This window comes from Bradyrhizobium sp. 1(2017) (assembly GCF_011602485.2).
GTDB lineage: Bacteria > Pseudomonadota > Alphaproteobacteria > Rhizobiales > Xanthobacteraceae > Bradyrhizobium.
In genome coordinates this window covers 968587-991686 of the sequence record NZ_CP050022.2, presented here as the reverse complement: position 1 = coordinate 991686, position 23100 = coordinate 968587, and the positions used below count along the sequence as shown (strand labels likewise).

15 protein-coding genes and 3 pseudogenes are annotated in these 23100 nt (G+C 61.4%); 10 read left to right on the top strand and 8 right to left on the bottom strand.

Annotation, left to right across the window (positions count from 1 at the left end):
- The first annotated feature begins 161 nt into the window (after positions 1–161).
- The gene (locus HAP40_RS04610; protein WP_166818903.1) at positions 162–428 is read left to right on the top strand and encodes a hypothetical protein; all 267 of its coding nucleotides are present in this window, start codon (positions 162–164) and stop codon (positions 426–428) included.
- Between the two features lie 158 nt (positions 429–586).
- Positions 587–1345, top strand: coding sequence for an outer membrane protein (locus tag HAP40_RS04605; RefSeq protein WP_166819622.1), 759 nt, complete (start codon positions 587–589; stop codon positions 1343–1345).
- Positions 1346–1416: 71 nt separating this feature from the next.
- On the opposite strand, the gene HAP40_RS04600 is transcribed toward HAP40_RS04605, so the two are convergent.
- From HAP40_RS04600 to HAP40_RS04575, 6 genes and pseudogenes are all read right to left on the bottom strand, one after another.
- Entirely contained in the window at positions 1417–1725 is a 309-nt protein-coding gene (locus HAP40_RS04600; RefSeq protein ID WP_166818904.1) for a hypothetical protein, read from the bottom strand.
- Between the two features lie 106 nt (positions 1726–1831).
- Positions 1832–2236: pseudogene (locus HAP40_RS04595) on the bottom strand (transposase); the annotation flags it as partial.
- 193 nt (positions 2237–2429) lie between these two features.
- Positions 2430–3856 (bottom strand): annotated as a pseudogene (locus tag HAP40_RS04590) (DUF1254 domain-containing protein).
- 269 nt (positions 3857–4125) lie between these two features.
- Positions 4126–5814: an arylsulfatase gene (locus tag HAP40_RS04585; RefSeq protein WP_414645390.1), complete on the bottom strand. Its 1689-nt coding sequence runs from the start codon at positions 5812–5814 to the stop codon at positions 4126–4128.
- Positions 5815–6190: 376 nt separating this feature from the next.
- Positions 6191–6412 (bottom strand): hypothetical protein, encoded by a 222-nt coding sequence (locus tag HAP40_RS04580; RefSeq protein WP_246741173.1) that lies wholly within the window; start codon positions 6410–6412, stop codon positions 6191–6193.
- 1037 nt (positions 6413–7449) lie between these two features.
- Positions 7450–8270, bottom strand: a pseudogene (locus HAP40_RS04575) (transposase).
- A gap of 336 nt (positions 8271–8606) precedes the next feature.
- Here HAP40_RS04575 and HAP40_RS04570 point away from each other — a divergent pair.
- From HAP40_RS04570 to HAP40_RS04555, 4 genes are all read left to right on the top strand, one after another.
- Entirely contained in the window at positions 8607–9071 is a 465-nt protein-coding gene (locus HAP40_RS04570) for a hypothetical protein (RefSeq protein WP_246741378.1), read from the top strand.
- 190 nt (positions 9072–9261) lie between these two features.
- Complete coding sequence (locus tag HAP40_RS04565; RefSeq protein ID WP_166818906.1) at positions 9262–10284, top strand: LLM class flavin-dependent oxidoreductase; 1023 nt, start codon at positions 9262–9264, stop codon at positions 10282–10284.
- Positions 10256–10495 carry a hypothetical protein gene (locus tag HAP40_RS04560; RefSeq protein WP_166818907.1) on the top strand — a complete coding sequence of 80 codons (240 nt, stop codon included), beginning with the start codon at positions 10256–10258 and terminating at the stop codon, positions 10493–10495. Before HAP40_RS04565 ends, HAP40_RS04560 begins: the two co-directional genes overlap by 29 nt.
- A gap of 83 nt (positions 10496–10578) precedes the next feature.
- Positions 10579–11370, top strand: a complete 792-nt coding sequence (locus HAP40_RS04555) for a phytanoyl-CoA dioxygenase family protein (RefSeq protein ID WP_166818908.1) — start codon at positions 10579–10581, stop codon at positions 11368–11370.
- Positions 11371–11443: 73 nt separating this feature from the next.
- On the opposite strand, the gene HAP40_RS04550 is transcribed toward HAP40_RS04555, so the two are convergent.
- Complete coding sequence (locus HAP40_RS04550) at positions 11444–12346, bottom strand: hypothetical protein (protein WP_166818909.1); 903 nt, start codon at positions 12344–12346, stop codon at positions 11444–11446.
- Positions 12347–12649: 303 nt separating this feature from the next.
- On the opposite strand from HAP40_RS04550, the gene HAP40_RS04545 reads away from it, so the two are divergent.
- Together HAP40_RS04545 and HAP40_RS04540 are read left to right on the top strand one after the other, a co-directional pair.
- A complete protein-coding gene (locus tag HAP40_RS04545; RefSeq protein ID WP_166819624.1) occupies positions 12650–17476 on the top strand; it encodes an NAD-glutamate dehydrogenase in 4827 nt (1608 codons plus the stop codon).
- Between the two features lie 57 nt (positions 17477–17533).
- Complete coding sequence (locus HAP40_RS04540; RefSeq protein WP_166818910.1) at positions 17534–17854, top strand: hypothetical protein; 321 nt, start codon at positions 17534–17536, stop codon at positions 17852–17854.
- Between the two features lie 182 nt (positions 17855–18036).
- Here HAP40_RS04540 and HAP40_RS04535 read toward each other — a convergent pair whose 3' ends face one another.
- Positions 18037–21402 (bottom strand): adenylate/guanylate cyclase domain-containing protein, encoded by a 3366-nt coding sequence (locus HAP40_RS04535; RefSeq protein WP_166818911.1) that lies wholly within the window; start codon positions 21400–21402, stop codon positions 18037–18039.
- A gap of 468 nt (positions 21403–21870) precedes the next feature.
- On the opposite strand from HAP40_RS04535, the gene HAP40_RS04530 reads away from it, so the two are divergent.
- Positions 21871–22341 carry an aminoacyl-tRNA deacylase gene (locus tag HAP40_RS04530; RefSeq protein WP_166818912.1) on the top strand — a complete coding sequence of 157 codons (471 nt, stop codon included), beginning with the start codon at positions 21871–21873 and terminating at the stop codon, positions 22339–22341.
- Positions 22342–22455: 114 nt separating this feature from the next.
- The gene (locus HAP40_RS04525) at positions 22456–22875 is read left to right on the top strand and encodes a CBS domain-containing protein (protein WP_166818913.1); all 420 of its coding nucleotides are present in this window, start codon (positions 22456–22458) and stop codon (positions 22873–22875) included.
- The last annotated feature ends 225 nt before the right edge of the window (positions 22876–23100 follow it).

Sequence of the window (23100 nt, the reverse complement as noted above, 5' to 3'; positions counted from 1 at the left end):
CGTCGTCAACACGGCCCGCGTCTTCGCTTCCATGATGGCCTTTCGCGTCTGCAAAGCGACGATCGGCTGAAGCCGCCACGTGCGAATATTGATTTAGATCAACCGCGACCTGACACCGTGCCACATTGAAGACTGAGCGGGGGCAATCGATTGGTGCCTGTATGACGCCGACTTGGTACGTCACCTTCGAGATCCGCAAATCCGGTACGCTGCCGAAGCAGCGCAGCCCTCGAGAAACGAGGACCTTTGCGACGGAAGCAGAAGCCAAGACCTTCGCTCGCGCAAAGCTGGACGAAGGCCTCGCTGTCTTCGCAGGCACGATAAACCCTCATCTTCCCCGGCGGCTTATTCCAGCATCCGGCATTGCGCCTTGGCTCGCCGAGGAGCCGTCCGGCGCCGCGGCTCAGGGAATGTCGAACGGGGAATAAGCACGGTACCGTGCAGAGCGATGGCTTTTGAGTGTTGCCATTTTGGCACGGGCCGACGGCCCTCTTGCTCGTAACCTTCAGGATGTTCGCGGCACTTATGCACCCGCCTGCATGAGGACTTGCTTCTAAGAAGAATGTTTAAGCGAGGGGATCCAAGGATGAGAAAGCTTTCAATTGCTGCAATCGGCTTTGCGACGCTGAGCATGATGGCTCCGGCTTCGGCGGCCGACATGCCCGCCAAAGCCGTGCCGCCGCCGATGCCGGTTGCGACAGTTTACAACTGGACCGGCTTCTACATTGGTGCCAACGGAGGCTGGGGCCAGAGCCATGGCTGCGTTGATTTTGTAACGCCCGCAGGGGCGTTGGCGGCTGGTTGCGCCGATCGCTCCGGAGGCCTCGTGGGCGGACAGATCGGGTACCGCTGGCAAATGAATCAGTTTGTGCTCGGCTTGGAAGCGCAGGGGGATTGGGCCGACATCAAGAACACCCGCGTCAGCCTGTTCGATCCGTTCGTCTCGACCACGGGCAAGATCGATGGCATCGGGCTGTTCACGGCGCAACTCGGATGGGCCTGGAACGCCTCCCTGTTCTACGTGAAGGGCGGTGCCGCCGTGACGCGCAATCGCTTCGATGTATTCGACAACCTCACTGGAGTGGGCCTTGCCTCGGCAGGCCACACGCGCTGGGGCGGCGCCCTCGGTGTTGGCTGGGAATACGGCTTCACCCCCAACTGGTCGTTCGGTATCGAGTACGACCATCTCTGGATGGGGCGTGACAATTTCGGGTTCGCAGGCGTGGTCACGCCCGGAGGATTCGCCCTCACCGGCGGCGGTGTCAGCCAGGATGTGGACATGATCACGCTTCGGTTGAATTACCGCTTCGGCGGATACGGGGCGCCCGTCGCAGCGAGGTACTGATCGCCCCCATGTTTTGCAAACCAAAGCCCCGGCTCGCCGGGGCTTTTTTTTTGCGCGCATGAGCAATCGCCTCATGCTTTCCCGTCCAGGCTCGCTTTTAACATGTCCAACCCAACCCTACTCAGGCGCATGCGGATGGTTGCGGGTGTATCTGTCGTGACGGCCGTCTGCGGCTCGTCCTCTATCAGTTCGTGCGCGAGCAGTTTCCAGAGCATGCGCGGCGAGACGCCATTGCGCTCGCACTTCCAGGCGCTGCCGTTCGGCCCATAAGTGCGAAACACTTTCTGGTCATTGGTCGCGATCATCGCGCGACGAACCGCAGGCGTGAGGTTGAATCTCTTGTGCTCTGACTGCCTCATCAGGCAAGCAAGAAAGGACATGCCAGTCGGCTCGTGTTGATTTAAATCAAAACAACCGCTTTGGGTCTTGGCCGTGTAAAAACGGCCGCAAAGGGCGTCGGTCGGGGAGCTAGGAACCGGGCCTGTCTCAGGCCTCGATCGCAGTGATCAGTGGCTTGATGCCGACAATGTTCATGACCCGGGTCAGATTGTAGGCCAGAACCGAGAGCGCCATCTCGGCGGCCACTTTGGGAAGCGTTTTGGTGAGGCAGTGCGTCGCCCCCATGCGGGCCTTCATCGTGCCGAATGGATGTTCGACCGTCTCCCGACGCTGGCGCATGGCTTCTGGGTTTGCATCAAGCCGCTGCTGCACGGCCTCGAGCAGCTGCTCGTGATCCCATCGTGTAATTCGCCGCTCTGGCCCCGTCGTGCACTGCGATTTGAGCGAACAATTTTGACAGGCCGTGGTCCAGTAGCGCCGCAGCATCTTGCCGTCTTCTTCGCTTGTGTAGCGATATCGCAGCCGCTCCCCAGCTGGACAGCGGTAGGCGTCCTAGCGCCTCATCGATTCCCCCACAGAATCACGGGAGAATCATATCAGCACCCCGGCGTTTTCACACAGCCAGGGTCAAAAGCGGCCGTGGCGCAAATGCCGCGATTTGTCCGCTAAGGGGGCCACGAGCGGTCCTAAGACTGCAATTTTCGTGGGGATGGCTATGGATCGTGACTAGAAACGTGCACATGACCTATTGTGCGACCAAACTGGGCAGCGACTGTGATCGAATAACCGCCGGGGGCTTCCACTTTCCGATGAGCGCCTCGGACTTTGGCGCGTACATGCGCATGAGCAGGTTGAATGATGTTTTGGGCGCCGGAAGCCAGTTGGCTTCGTTGTTTGCACCGGGGCTTTCGTTCTGAAAGTAAAGGTCGAGTGATCCGTCCGCATTCCGCTTCAACGGCATCCAGCTACTTAGAGCAAACCGATTGAGGGAATTTGGCACCTGGAAACCTTCGCTGTCGTAGAGCGTGACCGACCAGAAGGCATTCACCGGAGGCGCGTTGTCTTTGTCAAAGTGCAGCGTGTATTTGTTTGCGCCGTCCAGCGGTCTGCCGCTCTCGTCGCCCAAATTCATCGGATATATCGCGTCCTTCGGGAGGTTCGAGCCCAGACCCAATTGGGCGACAATTGCCCGCTTCAGATAATAGTTGCCATATACTCCCATCGTGTCAACGTTCATGGACCAGCCATTCACGACAGGGGCAATGGTCGGCACCTTCCATGCCATCAATTTCTGCGCTGCCTCAGGCGCTTTCGAGAAAGCGCTACGAATAGCGGGAGAAGCCTGCTCCAACGAGAAGCTCTTTCCCGGCCCGAACCCAACCTTCTTCAATTCCGCCATCATTGGCTCGTCGGTGATGTGCGGCGGATTGACCTTCAATAGCTCGGCGGCATAAGCGAAGAACTTGTCGGCTGGCATCGTATCGACTTGCATTTTCGGCGGCGTTTTCATGTCAACGCTCGGGTCGATCGTCACCGTCACCGGCTGCGGAGGCTTGCCCCATTGCGAGAGCGGGGTGACTTTGTAGCCCGCTTGTATTCTGTGTACCGCCCCGTAGTCGGGCGGGCCGTCGGTCTTTGTCCGGCCGATGATCCATACGAAGGGCGTCGGTGCGCTGATCCGCGACATGCCAGATGGAACGGTCCCACTCCAGTCAGGCGGCGTGACAAGGAAGTTCGCTGCTTCCGTGCCGGTCGTGCGCCAACCCGGCGAAGCAAGACGTCTGTCCACATATCGAGCATCTGCAGAAGATAGTATCGGCCATTGGTATCTGGCGCAGAGACGACCATTGCTTCCTTGGTCATGTCGAGCCACGCAAGCGAGTAAAGCGTGTCGAAGTTCACGCGCACCACGAGCCTGAGATTTCCCGGAGGATATTCAGGTGCGTTTGTGAACATATTGATCGGGCCTTTACCGATTTCCTTGCCCGGCTCAATGTTTGTGGACTGCTTTCTGGTCACATCCATAGAGATCAGTGGGTAGAGATAGAGATAAGCATCAACTGCGATTGCGTGTGCCTCTTCCTCAGTAACCGCGGCTTGGACGCTTCGTGGCAAGGTCGATGCACCCAGCAAAGCGAATGCAAGCGCCAAAGCAATGGTAGTTCGCTTCATGGCTCAACTCCGGGCAATTGCACCGCCACAGGCGCAGCCTATGGGCCGGCCGCATTGACCCAAATCAAACGATGTCCGCTGAGGGTCAATCGCGTCATTTTCGGCCCGGACCCCAGATGTCCGCTTGTCTCCCGACAGCGGCGGAATAGCAGACATCCCTCAACGCCGCTTAGGGCCCAAGAGCGGCCATTTTGCGCTCCGCTTCAAAACAAGAGGGATGCTAAAGCGGAGGGGGAGCGCACGCGTTTCATGCGCTCCCTTGTTGTTTGTTACTGACCCGGACGATTCTTGATCATCTCCTCGACCTTCCTCTTCACCGATTCGAGGTTGAAGGAAGCCGGATCCTGCATCGGCGGATAGTCAATCGCTGTCATTGCCAGCTTCCCCACGTACTGCTGAACCAGGACGAAGCGCCAGAACTCACGGGCGAAGAAGTCGTTGCCATAGCCGAACGCGCTCGCGTTGGAGGACTCGCCGCGGATGGACGGCGTACGCTCGAACGGATCCTGGCGAATGTTGACCATCGTCGGCATATCCGTGGTGGTCTTCTCGCCCGGCCAGCCCCATGGCTGTTGATAGAATTGGAACTTGAAGTTGTCGATGCGGACGGCACCGAGCGCGGCACCACCGAAGTAGAATACTTCCTGGCGTCTGGATGGGCCTTTGCCGGCGAGCAGATCGAGCTGGTTGTAACCGTCAAGGTGGTTCTTGTAGGTGCGCTCACCCAGCTTCACGCCCTTCAGCAACTGCTCGGAGATATTGACGTTGCCCGCCGCCGCCACAAGCGTTGGCAACCAGTCCAGCCCTGAGAAGATTTCGTTCTGGACGGTCGCCGGCCTGACCACGCCGGGCCAACGGATGATGCACGGTACGCGGAAGCCGCCTTCGCCGACCGTACCCTTGGTGTTTTTGAACGGCGTCATGCCGCCATCCGGCCAGGTGAACACTTCGGCGCCGTTGTCGGTGGTGAAGATAACAATGGTATTGTTGGCCTCGCCCATGTCGTCGAGCTTCTTCATCAGGGCGCCGACGCTGTCATCGAGTTGCGCCATGCCGGCCTCTTCGAGACCGTAGTTGGTGTCGCTGTTCTGCATTGCGCTGTATTTCTTCGAGAGGAAAGTCCATACGTGCATGCGCGTGGTGTTGTGCCAGACGAAGAACGGCTTGCCCTCGCGCTTGGCTTTGTCCATGAAATCGCCGGACGCCTTCACCAGCACTTCGTCAAAAGTGGTCATGTCGTACTTTGCCTTCAAGAACGGCAAGTCGTGCATGTTCGCCACGTTCGACATGTCGGGGAATGGCGGCAGCGGCCCCTCATCGGTAATCCTCTGCTTGCCGACCTTGCCCCAACGGGGCATCTCGGTCTTGTCGTCGGTGTCGGTCGCATAGCTGTGGATCAGGCTGCGCGGGCCGAATTTGTTGTAGTAGTCCTGGTTGACCGGGAACGAGTACCAGTAGGGATCCGACATCGCGTCGAGATGGTAGAGGTATCCGAAGAACTCGTCGAAGCCATGCAGGGTCGGGAGATACTTGTTCAGGTCACCGAGATGGTTCTTGCCGAACTGCCCGGTTGCATAACCCTGCGCTTTCAGCGCGGTGGCGAGCGTCACCGCCTCGGCTGGAATGCCGACATCAGCGCCGGCCTGGCCGACGGTCGTCAACCCGGTGCGGATCGGCAGCTGACCGGTAATGAAGTTGGCGCGGCCTGCCGTGCAACTCGCTTCCGCATAATAGTCGGTGAACATCATGCCTTCAGACGCCAACTTGTCGAGATTAGGCGTCTTTCCCGACATCATGCCGCGATGATAGGCGCCGATGTTGAACCAGCCGACGTCATCGCCCATGATTACGAGTATGTTGGGCGGTCGTTGTTGTTGAGCTGATGCTGGAAAATTCGCGAGTGCCAAAGTGGTGGATAGTGCGACTGCGCTTGACCAGAAAAAGTTACGCATACTCATGACGTTTTCTCCGATTGATTTTCGGACTGCTTGTCCAATGAGCGGACCCAACGGGCTTTCAGGCTATCGACGCGGAGAGCCACGGCAAAACGTCCCATGGCCCCGCTAAGGAGAGCTTGCGGGGCTTAGGTCGAAAGGGTGGCAGTGCGCCACCGCGCAATCGAACGGCGATTAGTCGTTTGGCGCTTGATCTAGATCAATCAAATCCAGCCGGCTCTGAAGCGGCCGAAACGGTCTCTACTGCTGACTACCGTTCTTCTGTAAGCGGCCGCCGCCATCGCGCTCGCGATGTCGCATGTCCGCTCATGGTCAAAGCGGCCGTCAACCGACTAGCCAGGAAATGTCCGCTTCTGGCCTAGCCGACATTGGCCGCTCCTCAATCGCTCCGACTGTTAGACCGGTCCGCAGTTTGGTCCAGCGTGCTGCCAAGCCAGATCGACACGGCGCTCGACGGAATAATTTGCTTCGGCGTGTGCGGATTGAGGGTGCCGGCGGTCACGACCAGCCCTTCATCGAGTTTTTCTTTCGCAAAAAGCTTGGCTTCCTTCTCGGTCTCGAATGTCTTGGTCAGCCGAGGATGTCTTGGCTTTGGCAGCATCCCTCGGCGTTGCAGCTCGAAGGTTACGTACTAGGTGTGCCTCATCGATTGCTCAAAATGTAGCGGGTCACAAAGCTGCCGTGCCGAGAAGTGCTCCGCTCGTGACGCAAGGCATTACCGCCTCACCCCAACTCGATTGACACCGCCGTTTAAGTTGCCACCGATTGTGACGGACCGCAGCGCGCGCTACAGGCCGAGGCCTAAGCACGACACCGGCCCGCGCGACGCAGCCGGCCGGATAACCGGGATGCTCCTAAGGTCACGTCACTCTAACGGGAGACGTAGCTATGCGCGTGCATGCCGGGCAATGTCAACCTGAGAGTGCTGCTGTCCATGACTTAGATCAAGACCAAGGCGGCAAAGGCGAGTAGACTCTTGTGCTTGGGGCAGTCCAGCAAAGGAGGCAGTCATGATTTCTCGACGAAAGCTTCTTTTTTCCTTGGGCATGGCGACCACAATAGCCGCGCTTCCGAGCATGCTGATTGCACCCGACGCCGAGGCTCAGACCGCAGGCATGGAAAGGCGCCAAGATCGACGTGAGGGGCGCCACGAGCGCCGCGAAAATCGTCGTGACGCGCGCCAAGTGCGCCGGGAGGGTCGCCGTGACGCGCGCGACGTGCGGCGAGGAGGCACACCGGGGACGGCAGACACGACTGCGACAGGAGTTACGACGGGCACAGCTAAGTAGCTGAGTCTAGTGTACTGCCAAGGTCATCATTCCTCACAGTCCCGCGCGGCCTCGCTGAGTAGGTCGCGTGCGTGAGGGGAATCTGGTCGAGACACGTGGCACGCTGTCTTTCGTTTATCTAGCGAGCCGCGCGCTTCGCCGTGAGCCTTTCGGCGCGCGCTCCGCACGGTCGTTGGGGACTTTGGAGCGTATGGGAGCAGCGGGTACCGAACGACCGCTACCCACTAATCGAGAATGGCTCAAGTTCCGCGTTCTGAGTGAAATGCTCTGCTTGAGTTCGCTTTGGGTCTTGGCCGTGTAAAAACGGCCGCAAAGGGCGTCGGTCGGGGAGCTAGGAACCGGGCCTGTCTCAGGCCTCGATCGCAGTGATCAGTGGCTTGATGCCGACAATGTTCATGACCCGGGTCAGATTGTAGGCCAGAACCGAGAGCGCCATCTCGGCGGCTACTTTGGGAAGCGTTTTGGTGAGGAAGTGCGTCGCCCCCATGCGGGCCTTCATCGTGCCGAACGGATGTTCGACCGTCTCCCGACGCTGGCGCATGGCTTCTGGGTTTGCATCAAGCCGCTGCTGCACAGCCTCGAGCAGATGCTCGTGATCCCATCGTGTAATTCGCCGCTCTGGCCCCGTCGTGCACTGCGATTTGAGCGAACAATTTTGACAGGCCGTGGTCCAGTAGCGCCGCAGCATCTTGCCGTCTTCTTCGCTTGTGTAGCGATATCGCAGCCGCTCCCCAGCTGGACAGCGGTAGGCGTCCTCCTCCGACAAATAGGCAAAGTCCTGCTTACCGAAGCGCCCCTCCGACTTGGCGCCGGACGTCTGCGGTTTGGGCAGAGTTACCGTGATGCCTGCTTCGTGGCACGCGAGGATCTCCGGGCTGTTGAAGTAGCCGCGATCGGCCTCGACCTTGCGCCCGGCCTCTCGTTCCAGCCGCCGGCTCGACTGTACCCGGTTCAGATAGCCATAAATGTAAAGCTTAAGGAGCACCGAGGGATGGACGGCCGGCCGGTCGCTGCCGGCTCCACACCCTCAAAGCCCATCTCGGCCAAACCGAGCGCATCGACAAATACGTCGATCACCCGAACAGGATTGCTCTCGTCAATGAAGTCATCGAGGCATTCGGGCAACAGCGTCCGCTGCCCACGATCCGCCTCTTCAACGAAGCGCCTCATCGATTCCCCCACAGAATCACGGAAGAATCATAACAGCACCCCAGCGTTTTCACACAGCCAGGGTCAAAAGCGGCCGTCGCCCAATCGGTCAGGCGGCGTCGGGCTTCCCTCAAACAGCAAACGTGACGATCCTTCTCGTGGCGCTCGGCTCGGGCCAACAAGGTCTGCTCGCGGAACCGCCGTGAACGGGCATCTTCGGCATGTGCGGGTGCATCATCGACGTTAACCCTGTCGGCAAATGATTCGTCGCGGCCCCGCAGCCGTCGACAAGTTGCCTCATTGGCGCGGAGAATTTTCAGCGGCACGAACCTCTGTCAGAGGCGCATTATGCTGAGAATGGCGTTGTTGGGCCTCCTCATCCTGTTGAGTGCAGGAGTGCTGTCGGCGATGGAGCTGACGGCGCCACCGCGTCGCGCGGCCGCGACCGTGCAGCCGCCTGCCGACCAGGACGCGGGCACTTCTGATTCATACGAGGCCCTGCCGAAGGCTGATCGCCTCGATGTTGCCGCCGTGAGCAGCGCGGTGCCGACACAGGCTGCGTCGGTCGAGGACCGCGCTGCTCCGCCAGAAGACGCCCATATCGGCTCGTCCGAGCCGGCGCCGGTGGTGCGTCCGCGGCACAGTCCGAAAAAGATCGCGACCGCTGCACGTCCCAAGCCCAAGCCGAAGCCGAAGCCGAGCGTTGTCAAGCGAACCGCTGAGGTCCAGCGCTCCAAGGCTGCAAGCAATGTCGAGCCCTGCCGACTCAAGGCGTTTGGCGGCTTGCGCAAGGCATTGAATTTGACCGATTGCGAAATCTGAGGACGCCCCTCGGCGTGACCGATCGAACAACGATCCGAGTTGGTGGTCCGCTGCAGGGCAGAAGTGCCAGCGTCCAGCTCCGTGCCTGATCTGGATTCCCCAAGCGGCCTCATGGGGCACGCCCCGTGTTGCCCATCTTTCCTCCGGCCAGTGTCTCGCAAACGCTTCCGATCATCCATATGTTGCCCTGATGAAAAAGATCGGATTCCTCTCCTTCGGGCACTGGACGCCCTCGCCGCAATCGCAGACCCGCTCGGCGGCGGATACCCTGCTGCAATCGATCGAGCTCGCGGTTGCGGCTGAACAGCTCGGCGCCGACGGCGCCTATTTCCGCGTGCATCATTTCGCGCGGCAGCTCGCCTCGCCCTTTCCGCTGCTCGCGGCCGTCGGCGCGAAGACCAGCCGAATCGAGATCGGCACGGCCGTGATCGACATGCGCTACGAGAACCCGCTCTACATGGTGGAGGATGCAGGAAGCGCCGACCTCATCGCTGGCGGAAGGCTGCAGCTCGGCATCAGCCGCGGCTCGCCCGAACAGGTGATCGACGGTTGGCGCTATTTCGGCTACCGGCCGGCCGAGGGCCAGAGCGATGGCGACATGGGCCGGCATCACGCCGAGGTCTTCCTCGACCTGCTCCGCGGCCAAGGTTTTGCCGAGCCCAACCCGCAGCCGATGTTTCCCAATCCGCCCGGGCTGTTGCGGCTGGAGCCACATGCGCAGGGCCTGCGCGAACGGATCTGGTGGGGTGCCGGCTCGAACGCCACCGCGGTGTGGGCAGCGAAGCTCGGCATGAACCTGCAGAGCTCGACGCTGAAGAACGACGAGACCGGCGAGGCTTTTCACGTGCAGCAGGCGGCGCAAATTCGCGCCTATCGCGCGGCCTGGAAAGAGGCGGGGCACGGCCGCGAGCCGCGCGTCTCCGTCAGCCGCAGCATTTTTGCGCTGATGAATGATCGCGACCGCGCTTATTTCGGCGGCGAGCGCGGAGGCGAGGACCAGATCGGCTTCATCGACCCGCGCACGCGGGCGATCTTCGGCCGCTCCTATGCGGCGGAGCCGGACGCGCTGATCGAGCAGCTGCGGCAGGACGAGGCGATCGCGGAAGCCGATACGCTGCTGCTGACCATCCCGAACCAGCTCGGCGTCGATTACTGCGCGCATGCGATCGAGGCGATCCTGACGCATGTGGCGCCGGCGCTGGGGTGGCGGTGATTGGCGCGGCGATGCAGGCCTGAGCCTGTTCCCGGCGCGGATCCCGGACAATCGCCGCAGGGAGAAGCGCAATGCGCGCTTTCGGAGCAAAGGCGACTTCCAAGGCCTGTCCGTAGATCATCGCGGCGGCGAGCGTGTCTTGATTCCGCGCTCCGCCGCGCTATACGTTCCCACCATGATGTTCATGTCCACATTCTTCCCGCTGATCTGAACGGCCAAACGTCGTTCCGGCGCAACCGCGCCCATCAGATCAAAAGGCTGCGCTCGATGCGCCGGCCGAACGGAGAATGTGCAATGCCCAAGTCCAAACGGGCTGGCCTGACACCTGGTCAGGTCCAGACCTTCATCGACGACGGTTTCGTCAAAATCGAGAATGCCTTCAGCACCGACCTTGCAAAGCAATGCCGGGACGAGCTGTGGGCGGATATCGGCCTGTCGCCGGACCAACCCGAACGTTGGACCCGACCCGTCATCCGGGTGGGGTCCAAGGCTTCGCCCCCTTTCATCGAGGCCGCGAACACGCCGCTTCTGCGCGAGGCCTATGATCAGCTCGTCGGCGACGGGCGCTGGCTTGCGCCCATGGGCCTCGGAACCTTTCCGATCCGCTTTCCGTCAACGGACTCCCCTGGCGACGACGGCTGGCATGTGGACATGAGCTTTGGCACCGCCAATGCCGACTTCATGGAATGGCGTGCCAATGTGAAGAGCAGCGGGCGTGCGCTGCTGATGCTGTTCCTGTTCTCGGATGTCGGTGACGATGATGCGCCCACGCGGATTCGGAGCGGCTCGCATGCCATCATCGCGCGGGAGCTGCTGCCCCATGGCGAGGCCGGCGCGACGCTCCGGCAGCTCGCGGCCGAGGACTGGGCGTCGACGAAGGATTGCGCGATCGAACTGGCCACCGGCGCGGCAGGCACCGTCTATCTGTGCCACCCCTTCCTGGTTCACGCCGCGCAACCTCATCGAGGGACGGAGCCGCGCTTCATGGCTCAGCCTCCGCTGCTGCCGAAAAGCGAGTTCTATCCGGCGCTGCCGCCGTCGCCGGTTCAGATCGCAATCCGGCGAGCTTGCGGGCTGACAGTCTAGCCGGACGACATCCGGGACCGCCGAGCGGTCCCGGATGTCGGCCGCATCGCGGAAGGGTTCACCCGCGCGCCCGTCACAGCTTTCCATAGACCCGCCCGGCGACCGTCTTGAGGCGATCGACCGAGCCGGACTCCGGATGCGGCTTGACCGGCGCGAACAGGATCGAGGCCTGCCGGCCGTTCTTCCAGACATAGATGTTGACGGCGCTGCCGTTGCCCTTGGTGCAGGAATGCTCGCCGAACGCTTCGCTGCCGAGCTCGGGTATCGCCAGATGCTTGCACGGGCCCGCGCGCTTCATCATGCCGATGGCGGTGTCGCGCGAGGTCGCGATGACAGCGACGGTCATGGTGTTGGCCTCGCGATCGAACATCATGCAGCTGCCCGCGCCGGTCCTTTGCACCGTCAGTGTGCTCGTGTCGAGAAAGCCGTCGGCATCCGCCGCCGTGAGCCACTCGCAATTGCCGAACCGTTCGCTGCTCTTGTTCACGTTGCCGATGGCAATGCGCGCGGCTTCGGTGATCGGTCCGAGCAGCGCATCGTCGGCGCGCCGGCCGGTCGGATAGACGCTGATCTGCAGAATGTAATCGCCGGACAGGGCGACGACCGAGGCCTCCTGGCGCTCGGCGCCGGCCGCGCTTGTTCCGCCCCGGCCCTCGTCGCCGATCCCGGACACCGCGTTCAGGGGCATGCGCTCACCGAGCGTCTTGACGAAGGTGGCGTACAATTCCCTGGCGCGGTCTCTGTCGGGATTGCGGAATACGGTCAGCATCATCGTGTCGCCGCGCCCGGCCTGGTAGATGCAGCCGCGACCGTCCTGGTTCGAGATCAGTGACCATTTGAGCGCCGGCATCGCGCCGGCGAGCTCCTTGGCACTGATGAACGGACAGGTTTCGGCCGCGCGCGCGGGCAGCACCGGAACGGCTGCGATTGCAAGGAACAAAGCGAGGCGGGAGAGCAGACGATCGATGGTACGCATGGGACGTACCTACTACCGCAAATGGCGCGCCATTCAGAGTAGAATCGCGAATTACTACACGATTGAAATTCCTCGGCATTTTGCAGGGCACCCAGCGGCGCGATGGTCGTCGGCACCGATTTTCCGCCTCCAAGGCACGCCTCACAACTCCGCGCGCCATGACGGCTGCGGAATGCTAATATCGTCGAAGCCGCAAAGCCGAAGATTTCGCCGAGGCGATTGAAACGCGGTCAAGAAGATGCGCTCGAAGAGGCGCACTCCAAGAACAACGCCCGACCGTCATTGCGGCTCGTCGGCTGGGACATGGAGGACGCTATGGCATTGCGTGACGACAAGGCCCGGGCAACTCTGATCCACGACACGGCGGAAAGCATGCAGCCGGGCAAGGCGCCCCGGATCTTTGCCGAGCTTCTATTCGGCTACACCAATAGTGAGGATCTCGCCAATTACGATGCGGCCTCGCTTGCCCTGCTGGCGGAGCAAGCCTGGGAGCATGTGCAGCGGCGCACGGCCGGTCGTGCCGATATCCGCGTCGTCAATCCGATGATGCCGGATGGGCGCGAGATTTCCGTGCTCGAAATTCTCAACGACAACATGCCCTTCCTGTTCGATTCCACCATGGCGGAGCTCACCGAGCAGGGCGTCGAAGTCACCCTCGTCGCTCACCCGATCATTGCGGTGGAACGCGACAATGAGGGCAAGCTGCTGCGCTTCTACGGCGAAGCCCTGCCGGAGGGGGCAAAGGGCACGCGCGAAAGCCTGATCCATCTCCACATCACCCGCCTGGACGCCGATGCCGATCGCCAGAAGCTGATCGACGGCCTCGCCAGGACGTTGAACGACGTCCGCTCCTGCGTCACCGACTGGCGCGCCATGCGCGACCGGGTCGAGGATGCGATCAAGACTTTCGCTTCCAATCCGCCGCCACTGCCGATCGACGAGATCGCCGAGGCCAACCAGTTCCTGCAATGGCTGTGCGCGGACAATTTCACCTTTCTCGGCGTGCGCGAATATCGCTTCTCGCCCGACAGCGATGCCTCGGACGACATCATGACCGCCGAGGGCCTCGGCATCCTCAGTGACCCCGATGTCAAGGTCCTGCGTCGCGGCAGCGAAATGGTGGTGATGACGCCCGAAATTCGCGAGTTCATGCGCGAGCCGACCCTGCTGATCGTCATCAAGGCCAATGTGAGCAGCCGCGTTCATCGCCGCATCCGGATGGATTATGTCGGCATCAAGCTCTATACGCCCGACGGCCGGCTCGAGGGCGAATTGCGCGTCGTCGGCCTGTTCACCTCAGGCGCCTATACCCGCTCGGCACGGCAGATTCCCTATGTCCGCCACAAGGTGACACGGGTGCTGCAGCGCGCCGGCTTCGACCCGAACGGCCATTCGGGCAAGGCGCTGATCCATATCCTCGAGGAATATCCGCGCGACGAACTGTTCCAGGTCGACGTCGACACCCTCTTCAACTTCGTCATGGAGATCCTGATTCTCTACGAGCGCCCGCGCGTCCGCGCGCTGGCCCGGGTCGACAAGTTCGATCGCTTCGTCTCCATCCTCACCTTCATTCCGCGCGACAAATACGACACGGATGTGCGCACGCGCGTCGCAAGCTTCCTGGCGCAGGCCTATCGGGGGACGCTGGCGGCCTCCTACGTGTCCTTCCCCGAAGGCGCATTGGCGCGCGTCCACTACATCATTGGACGCTATGAAGGTAAGACTCCCGCCGTCGAGCGCGCCACGCTGGAAGCCAGGATCAGCGCCATTGCCGCAACCTGGGCCGACAAGCTGAAGGCCGCGCTGACTGCATCGACCGATGGCATGCGTGCGCGCATGCTCGCCAATCGCTATGCCCGGGCCTTTACCGGCGGGTACACCGAGGTGTCCACGGCGGAGCAGGCGATTGCCGATATCGCCACCATCGAACGGCTCACACCGGCCCGTCCGGTGACGATTTCGGTTCACCGCCTCGAGGGCACGGACGATTCCAGACATTTCGGACTCAAGGTGTTCTCGGATGCCGCGCCGCTGTCGCTGTCCTATCGCGTGCCGGTGATCGAAAATCACGGCCTGCGCGTGGTCAATGAACGCACCTATCAGATCGTCCCCGCTAGCAGGCCGGCCCCGGTGTGGCTGCACGACATGACGATCGAGACCAGCGACGGCCAGCCGATCGAGATCAACCCGGAATTCAGCCACCGCGTGGAAGCCTCGATCATGGCGGTGGTTGGCGATCGCGCCGAATCCGACGGATACAATGCCCTGGTCCTGCGCACCGCTCTGGGTTGGCGGGAAGTCTCGACCATCCGGGCGCTGTCGCGCTATCTGCACCAGATCCGCGCACCGTTCAGCCAGGATTACATGTGGGAGACGCTGCGCAAGAACGCGGCGATCACCGCCAACCTCGTTGCGCTGTTCCAGGCCCGCCTCGATCCGCGCCTCGCCGCCACCGAGACCGAACGTGCGGCCCGCGAGACCACCCTCCTTGCCGAGATCGAGGAGCAGCTCAAGTCCGTCGCATCGCTCGACGAAGACCGCATCCTGCGCCGTTTCACCAATCTGGTGCAGTCAACCATCCGCACCAATTTGTGGCAGGTCGGCGCGGACGGACATCCGCGTCCGGTGATTTCCTTCAAGTTCGACGCACGCGGGATAGAGGACCTGCCGGCGCCACGACCGCTCTACGAGATTTTCGTCTATTCTCCCCGCGTCGAAGGCATCCACCTGCGCTTCGGCAAGGTTGCGCGCGGCGGCTTGCGCTGGTCCGATCGCCCGCAGGATTTCCGCACCGAGATCCTCGGCCTGGTGAAAGCGCAGCAGGTGAAGAACGCCGTGATTGTGCCGGTCGGCGCCAAGGGCGGCTTTGTGCCGAAGCGCCTGCCACCGCCGTCCAATCGCGACGCGTGGCTCGCGGAAGGCACCGAAGCCTATCGCATCTTCGTTCGCTCGCTGCTCGAGCTCACCGACAACCTCGACGGCGACGACCTCGTCCCGCCCGATTCGACCGTGCGGCATGATGGCGACGATCCGTATCTGGTCGTCGCCGCAGACAAGGGCACTGCCACCTTCTCCGACGTCGCCAACGCGATTTCGGCCGAAAAGAACCACTGGCTCGGCGATGCCTTCGCCTCCGGCGGCAGCCAGGGCTACGACCACAAGAAGATGGGAATCACGGCGCGCGGCGCCTGGGAGGCGGTCAAGCGTCACTTCCGCGAGCTCGGCACCGACATTCAGACCACAGCGTTCACCGCGGTCGGCGTCGGCGACATGTCCGGCGACGTCTTCGGCAACGGCATGCTGCTCTCGCCGGCGACAAGACTTGTGGCGGCTTTCGATCACCGCGACATCTTCATCGATCCCTCGCCCGATCCGGCGATCAGTTTCACTGAGCGCAAACGCCTGTTCGATCTGCCGCGATCGAGCTGGCAGGACTACAACAAATCGCTGATCTCGCAGGGCGGCGGCGTGTTCTCGCGCCAGCTCAAGGCGATCCCGCTCGCCCAGGAGGTGCGCACCCTGCTCGATCTCGACAAGCCGCAGGCAACGCCGTTCGAGGTGATGACGGCGATCCTGAAGGCTCGCGCGGACCTGTTGTGGTTCGGCGGCATAGGCACCTACATCCGGGCGACGGCGGAGAGCGACGATCAGGCCGGCGATCGCGCCAATGATCCGATCCGCATCACCGGGACCGACGTACGCGCCCGGGTGATCGGCGAGGGTGCCAACCTCGGCGTCACCCAGCGCGGCCGCATCGAAGCGGCGCAGAAGGGCGTCAGGCTCAATACCGACGCGATCGACAATTCGGCCGGCGTGAACACGTCCGACGTCGAGGTCAATATCAAGATCGCACTGGCGCGCCCCGAGCGCGAGGGACGTCTCAATCCCACTGACCGCAACAGCCTGCTCGCTGCGATGACCGACGAGGTCGGCACGCTGGTGCTGCGCAACAACTATCTACAGACGCTGGCGCTCTCGCTGGCCGAGCGCAAGGGCGTGGCCGAGACCGGTTTCCTCGCCCGCCTGATGCAGTCGCTCGAACAGCGCGACCTGCTCAGCCGCGCAGTGGAGTACCTGCCCGACGACGCAGCGCTCACCGAGCGCACACGGCGCGGCCAGTTCCTGACGCGGCCAGAGCTTGCCGTTCTGCTCGCCTACGCCAAGCTGACCCTCTACGACGACCTGCTCGCCACCAGCGTGCCTGACGATCCCTATCTTGCCCGCGAACTGTCTCAATATTTCCCGCGCGAGGTTCAGGACAAATTCCCGACCGCGGCCGAATTGCATCGCCTGCGGCGGGAGATCATCGCGACCAGTCTCGCCAATGCGGTGATCAACCGCGGCGGTCCGGCCTGTGTCGTGCGTTTGATCGACGAGACCGACGCCGATATCCCGACCATCGTCATGGCCTATGTGGCGGTCGATGAGTGCTATGGACTGAAGTTGCTCAATGACGCGATCGATGCACTCGACGCCTGCATCGACGGACAGCTGCAGTTGTCGCTCTACGCGGCGGTCCAGGACCTTCTCCTGTCCCGCATGGTCTGGTACGTGCGCAATATTGATTTCAAGGACGGCCTCGAGGCGGTGATCGCACGTTTCGGCCCGGGTATCCGCGAGATCAGGGCTTCTCTCGACAACGCCCTGCCAGCGGACTTGCAGGCTGCGCGCACCAAGCGCCGGCGGGACCTGACCGATGCCGGCGTCCCGTCCGGCCTCGCCGGCGAACTGGCCGATCTCGACGCCCTGGTCTCGGCGCCTGATATCGTGACGGTCGCCGAGCGCACCAGCCGCAGCATCGGTGATGCCGCCGCGACGTTCTTTGCCGCCGAGGCCAATTTCCGTCTCGACCGCATCACCGCCGCCGCACGCAGCGTGCCGGCCAGCGATCATTTCGAGCGCCTCGCCATCGACCGCGCCATCGACCTGATCGCGGCTGCCGAAAGACGCCTGGCCGCAGATATGCTGACGATCGGCCAATCCGGTCAGCAAGCTGCGGAGACCTGGCTTGCAGCTCATCCCGAGGCGGCGCGCATCCGTCGTGCGGTCGAGGAGATTGCCGCCGGCGGCCTGACGCTCGCCAAGCTGATGGTGGCGGCGAACCTGCTGGGGGACCTGGTCAAAGCCTGAGGGCGTGCGAGGCAGCGATGCGAGACGTGCCATGCCAGCGCAGGACGGAGGAATCCAATGATCCACGCCACTTGCCATACCGCCGACAATGTCCGCTGCATCGAGTTCGATGCCACGCCGTGGTTCAGCGAGGCTGATGCTTCGAGCATCATCGATTTGGCCCAACGAGGATGGACCAGCACGGCAATTGCAGAGTCCCTCGAGCGCCGACGAGGATACGAAGGCTTGCACGACCTCGTCGAGTATGCGGCGAAGCGACTGCAATCGGAATCCCTGGAGGACCCGACCTGGGAAACCTTCGAGTGCGTCGTCGATGGACCTGAGGCCGTCGCCTGGCTCGAGAAAAACCGACCCAACGTTGTGGCAAGAATCTCTTAGGACGCGGGACGCGCAGCAAAGACCACAATCGATCGCAAAGCGGACATGGCAACTGCGGCACTGACGGCCTTCAGCGGGCGTCGTCCGCTACGGGACCGATGGGCGGAAAGTTGGCAAGTCGAGCTTTTCACGGATCAGTTTGGTCGAAACGGCCGCGCTTAATCATGCGCAGCTCGCTTTTCCTACCCCTTTGCGTGAAGTGCGCCACCGTCCAATCTTGCTTTGGCCCTCGCTAGATCGGGCGTGCCAAAGCCTTCGCCAAAAGAACGATAGATCTCGTTGAGCCGTGAGCAACACTTGTCGGCCTCCGATCTCAACTCGTACAAGTCACACAAGCTCAGACAAGTCCTGAGTTCAAAGGATTTGGCCTTCTGAGCGCGCGCGATTCCAAGACTTTTGCAAAGATAATGCTCCGACTGATTCAGGTCCTGGCCCGATCGAAGATACGTTTCGCCAAGCAGACGATATATTTCCGCTGCATAGAACTGCTCGCAGTTCTCTTCATCGAGCCTCGATTGCACCTGTCTCAAAGCGTCGAACGCTTGCCCGTAACGTTTGTTCTTGATGCATGAATCCGCCATTAAACCCAGAGAATACGACTCCAATAACATGGCCCCGGTATGCCGCTTCTTTTCCAGGCCTTCTTGAATCTCGGCGATACCTTTCTCAAACTCGCCTTGATCGGCACTTGCCCACCCGCGCAAGATCAAAGCCATGGCCAGGTAGTGCGCAAATTCATGCTGCTCACAGAATGCGATCGCAGCATCAGCCTCACTCGCAACAACGGCAGAATCGCCGCGAAGCTGATGAACGCGAAGACCTATCGTTCGTGCAATTGCCTCGCTGAACGGATGTTGAGACGCATCGGCGTATCGGCGAGCCTCAGCACAACGTCGCAACGCTTGATCTGGATAACCAAGGGCCCAAAGTGCCATGCCGTCGTATGACCTCACATGAACTCGAGGATCTTGTCCGGAGAGTTCAAGATATGCAGCGACCCTGCAGTCCTCGCAGCTGCTCATGCAGCGTTCCAGCTCCGCGTGGGCAGCGGTGAACTTCCCTTGCGCAAACAAGGTAAAACCGAAAGCCTGGTGGGCAAGAACATCGTAAACCGGGTCGACTACGTTCTCGGCGTAGTTCAGCAGATGTTCGGCAAGGGCTTGAGCTTCGCCCAGCGACGCACGAACGAAATTCCAGGTCCACAGACCAAAGACGGCAGAAAAGACATGTTCGTCAAGCCCGCTTTCTTTGCACAAGTGAAATGCTCGCGTGTACGCATGCTTCACACTGTCGATGCTCCAGCCGTTAATCGCCCGGAGGGAGTTGCCGAGCAAGATTTGGAGCAGCAACTCCGATCTATTGCGTTGCATCAGCCCGTCGATATTGGGAATCAGTTTCAATCCCTGTTTCAGATGGCCGATCGCTTCGTTGTGCGCCGAGCGAGCCGCAGACTGTTTGCCTGCTTCGTACCAGTAATGTATGGCCCGATCGTAATCTCGTGCTTGAGTACAGTGATAGGCAATGATCTCTGGTTGAGCCTGCACGATCTCGGGGAATTTCTGCTCAAGCCCCTTCGCCATCGCGGCATGCAGATGCGCGCGGCGACTTTTTAGGAGCCCGGCATATGCCGCATCCCGCACCAACGCGTGCTTGAAGGTGTATACGGCGTTTGGAATTTCTCCGCGGCAGAACACCAATTCCGAGCGCACCAGCTTGTCGAGCGCCTCATCCAAACTGTCCTTCGGCAGCCCGGCGACGGCATTTACAAGCTCGTAATGAAACTCGCGACCTGCGACGGCACCTATCTGAGCCACATCCCGCACTGTTGACAGGCGATCAAGGCGTGCCATCAGCGAAGCCTGCAGGGTGGTTGGGATCGCGAATGAAGGTAGGGGACCGTCAAGAACGTATTGGCCGCCACCCTCTCGCAACAACCCGCCCTCTATCACCATCTTCGTTAGTTCCTCGATGAAAAGAGGCACCCCATCGGTGTGTGCGAGAATGTGCTTCATGACCTCTTTGGGGAGTGTCCTACCGCCTGTCACGCGCAGGACCAATGCAGTGCCGTCACGCCGGCCAAGGCGCGTGAGGGAGATGGTTGTGGTGTGCGCATAACTCGGCCATGGGGGCGTGAATTCGGGCCGGGCCGTAATCAGCATCAGTACCCTAAGCCGCGGGACTTGCTCCACGGCTCTTGCAAGGAGCTCAAGCGACGTTGGGTCAATCCAGTGTACGTCCTCGAAAACTAGAAAGATCGGCTGCTGTACCGCTAACCCATCGAGCTGAGCGAGCAACGCCGCGAAGATTTTCTCCTTGCGTTTTTGTGGAGTGACGTCTCGCATTCGGAAGTGATCCTCGACCTGCAACGACAATAAGTCGGCCAGAACTGCAAGGTCCTCGGGATTGTGATGGGTGGATTGTGCGAGCAGCGCGTCGAGCTTGGATCGCCTCTCCTGAGATGAGTCGCCACGTTCGAACCCGGAAACACGCTCGAGCTGACTTATGAATGGGAACAATGCGCTGTGGGTATGATGCTCCGAGCAAGAATACCGCAACGTGATGTGCGATTCACTCGAGAGCCGCTCGTTAAGCGCCAGCGCGATGTGTGACTTGCCGATACCCGGCTCTCCTGTAAGGGTGACCACTCGCCCCCCTTCCAGGGTAGCTTGTCGCCAGCGGCGGAACAGCAGCTCTAGTTCCTCCTCACGCCCGAACAGAGGCGGCAGCTTGGCGGCGTGCATTGCCTCGATGCGGCTCTCAATGCCGCTCGTTCCTAGCACCTGATAAATCCGGAACGGTCTTTCCCAGCCTTTCAGCAGAACGGGGTCCAGATCGCGGTAATAAAATGTTCCCCCAGTGAGCCGGCGCGTACTCGCGCAGATCAACACGGTCCCCGGCTCCGCCATCGCTTGCAGGCGCGAGGCGAGGTTAGGTGTCTCACCGACAACTTCCTGCTCTGTCAACGCCTTCTCAATCAGAAGCTCGGCGACAACCATGGTGCCGGTCGCAATGCCGATGCGAATCTGCAGCGTCTCAGCGACGTCCCGGATACTCGCGATGGTGTCAATCAGCGCGAGCGCGGCGCGTACAGCCAGTTCGGCGTCATCCTCGTGCGCTCGTGGGAAACCGAAATAGATTAGTGCACCGTCGCTTGTATAGCGAGCAACCGTTCCGTTGTGGTGACCTATGACTTCCGCAATGCGGCCGTGATACACGCCAATCAGATGCCGCAGGTCCTCGGGGTCCAACCGTGCCGCGACGGCTGTGGAGCGAACCAACTCGCAAAACATCACTGTAAGGTGGCGGCGCTCGCCTTCGCTCGCCTGCTGCGATCCAGCCGCCGTTCTCGTTGGCTCGGGTCCAGCTGTGTTCTCTAGCTCCGCAATGGCGCGCCGCAGCTTGCGGCGATGACCTAAAAGGACACCCAGCTCCTTGAGGTCGTCTTCCGACAGATCGCGGAGAACTGAGACATCAATGCCGTTTTCGCCGAAGCGTTGGGCGTACTCCGACAAACCGATCGACTTGAGCCACTCGGTGACGCCTTTCATGGCGCTCCCCGCTCAGTTCTCGGTCCCCGCAGAGTTTGATGCTACACAACGTATCACACATGGTGAAGAAGTGAATGCAGCAAGACGCATTGAAAGCGCCGGACTAGCGCGATCGGCAACCAGAGCTCGATCTCCTGTAGCTTTGAAGATTGGACGCGCGTTGACAACGTGACCAATTCTTCTCCCAGCACTTCTGAGTCCCGGTCTTCGCTACTCGGGTACCCATTGATTTCAGTTCGACCAGCCATCGTGAGCGCGGCAAGCGAGCTCCTCGGGAATGCATGAACGGCGAGCCGAACGTGCGACTTCCGCTGGTGTTTGGCACACCCGGAACGATCCGAACCCCGATCCGATTGCAGCATTCGGGCGCGAGGCCTATGCTGGCATCCGGCAATCACGCGGCCGCCCATCGTGCGGCGGGGCAGCCTCACGGTGGATGGCTCGCATATCCATCCGAAAGGCTGCGCCATGACCATTGCCCCCACGCTCCACCGCTACCTGGCTGCCGAAAACATCCAGTATGTCGAGATCCCGCACGTTTTCACCATGTCATCCGCGCGCACGGCGCAGGCCTGCCACGTCTCGGGCGATCGTTTCGCCAAGGCCGTCGTCTTGCGGCATGACGGCGGCTATATGCTCGCGGTCGTTCCGGCATCGCACCGTCTCAACCTGCCGGACTTGAAGGAGAAGCTCGGCGCGGATCTCGTGATGGCGAACGAAACCGAGATCAACCGGCTGTTCGTGGACTGCGCGCATGGAGCCGTTCCGGCGGTAGGCCGGTGCTACGGGCTCGATCTCATCGTCGATGACAGCATCCGGGCGCAGCCCGAGATCTATATCGAAGCCGGCGACCATGAGACGCTGCTCCAACTGACACATGCGCAGTTCGAGCGGCTGACGGCCAATGCGCCGCATGGACGCTTCAGCATGCATGCTTGACGCAGCATGGCGACGGGATGATTCCCGTGCGCGTTCGTCGCGGCGCGCGTGCGGTCGCGCCCCGTTCGTAGTATGATCGCGTGACGGGGGCTGCGTTCGCAACGGAGGTCCTCCATGAAGGTCAAGGACGTGATGCACAAGGGTGTCGATTGGGTCAGCCCCGACACCCCAATCACCGAGATCGCGAAGCTGATGCAAGGGCACGACGTCGGCTGCATTCCGATCGGCGAAGGCGACCATCTGATCGGAATGGTGACCGATCGCGATATCGTCTGCAAAGGCCTTGCAAGCAAGAGCTTCAACGCCGCGCGCATGACGGCGCGGGACGTGATGACCGAAGGTATCCATTGCTGCCGGGAAGACGACGATCTGGCGAAAGCCGTGCATCACATGGAGACCCTGAAAATCCGCAGGCTGCCCGTGATCAACAAGAGCAAGCGGATGGTCGGCATGATCAGCCTGGGTGATATCGGCCAATTCGCCACCGTTGATCTGTTGACCCAATGCGTCAAGGGCGTAACGGCCCACCATTGATGGCAACCGCCAACCCGGCGCGGGAGCTTCGTCGCATCGCTCGCAGACCCTGCTGCCGACGACGCGCACACCATGACGCGCGACCTGCGACTGGCCGTCATCGCGCGGTGTGCGCGTGATCGATGCCTCCCAGGAAGGCTGGGGCATCATCAGCCACGATCTGTTTCTGTCGAATGCGGAGGTACAGCGGGTGATCCGCCGCTCGATCGACGGCACGACCGCGTA

Coding starts and splice junctions, on each gene's coding strand:
- HAP40_RS04610 (WP_166818903.1), top strand. CDS start 162: ATGACGCCGACTTGGTACGTCACCTTCGAGATCCGCAAATCCGGTACG.
- HAP40_RS04605 (WP_166819622.1), top strand. CDS start 587: ATGAGAAAGCTTTCAATTGCTGCAATCGGCTTTGCGACGCTGAGCATG.
- HAP40_RS04600 (WP_166818904.1), bottom strand. CDS start 1,725: ATGTCCTTTCTTGCTTGCCTGATGAGGCAGTCAGAGCACAAGAGATTC.
- HAP40_RS04585 (WP_414645390.1), bottom strand. CDS start 5,814: ATGAGTATGCGTAACTTTTTCTGGTCAAGCGCAGTCGCACTATCCACC.
- HAP40_RS04580 (WP_246741173.1), bottom strand. CDS start 6,412: ATGCTGCCAAAGCCAAGACATCCTCGGCTGACCAAGACATTCGAGACC.
- HAP40_RS04570 (WP_246741378.1), top strand. CDS start 8,607: ATGGCGTTGTTGGGCCTCCTCATCCTGTTGAGTGCAGGAGTGCTGTCG.
- HAP40_RS04565 (WP_166818906.1), top strand. CDS start 9,262: ATGAAAAAGATCGGATTCCTCTCCTTCGGGCACTGGACGCCCTCGCCG.
- HAP40_RS04560 (WP_166818907.1), top strand. CDS start 10,256: ATGTGGCGCCGGCGCTGGGGTGGCGGTGATTGGCGCGGCGATGCAGGC.
- HAP40_RS04555 (WP_166818908.1), top strand. CDS start 10,579: ATGCCCAAGTCCAAACGGGCTGGCCTGACACCTGGTCAGGTCCAGACC.
- HAP40_RS04550 (WP_166818909.1), bottom strand. CDS start 12,346: ATGCGTACCATCGATCGTCTGCTCTCCCGCCTCGCTTTGTTCCTTGCA.
- HAP40_RS04545 (WP_166819624.1), top strand. CDS start 12,650: ATGGAGGACGCTATGGCATTGCGTGACGACAAGGCCCGGGCAACTCTG.
- HAP40_RS04540 (WP_166818910.1), top strand. CDS start 17,534: ATGATCCACGCCACTTGCCATACCGCCGACAATGTCCGCTGCATCGAG.
- HAP40_RS04535 (WP_166818911.1), bottom strand. CDS start 21,402: ATGAAAGGCGTCACCGAGTGGCTCAAGTCGATCGGTTTGTCGGAGTAC.
- HAP40_RS04530 (WP_166818912.1), top strand. CDS start 21,871: ATGACCATTGCCCCCACGCTCCACCGCTACCTGGCTGCCGAAAACATC.
- HAP40_RS04525 (WP_166818913.1), top strand. CDS start 22,456: ATGAAGGTCAAGGACGTGATGCACAAGGGTGTCGATTGGGTCAGCCCC.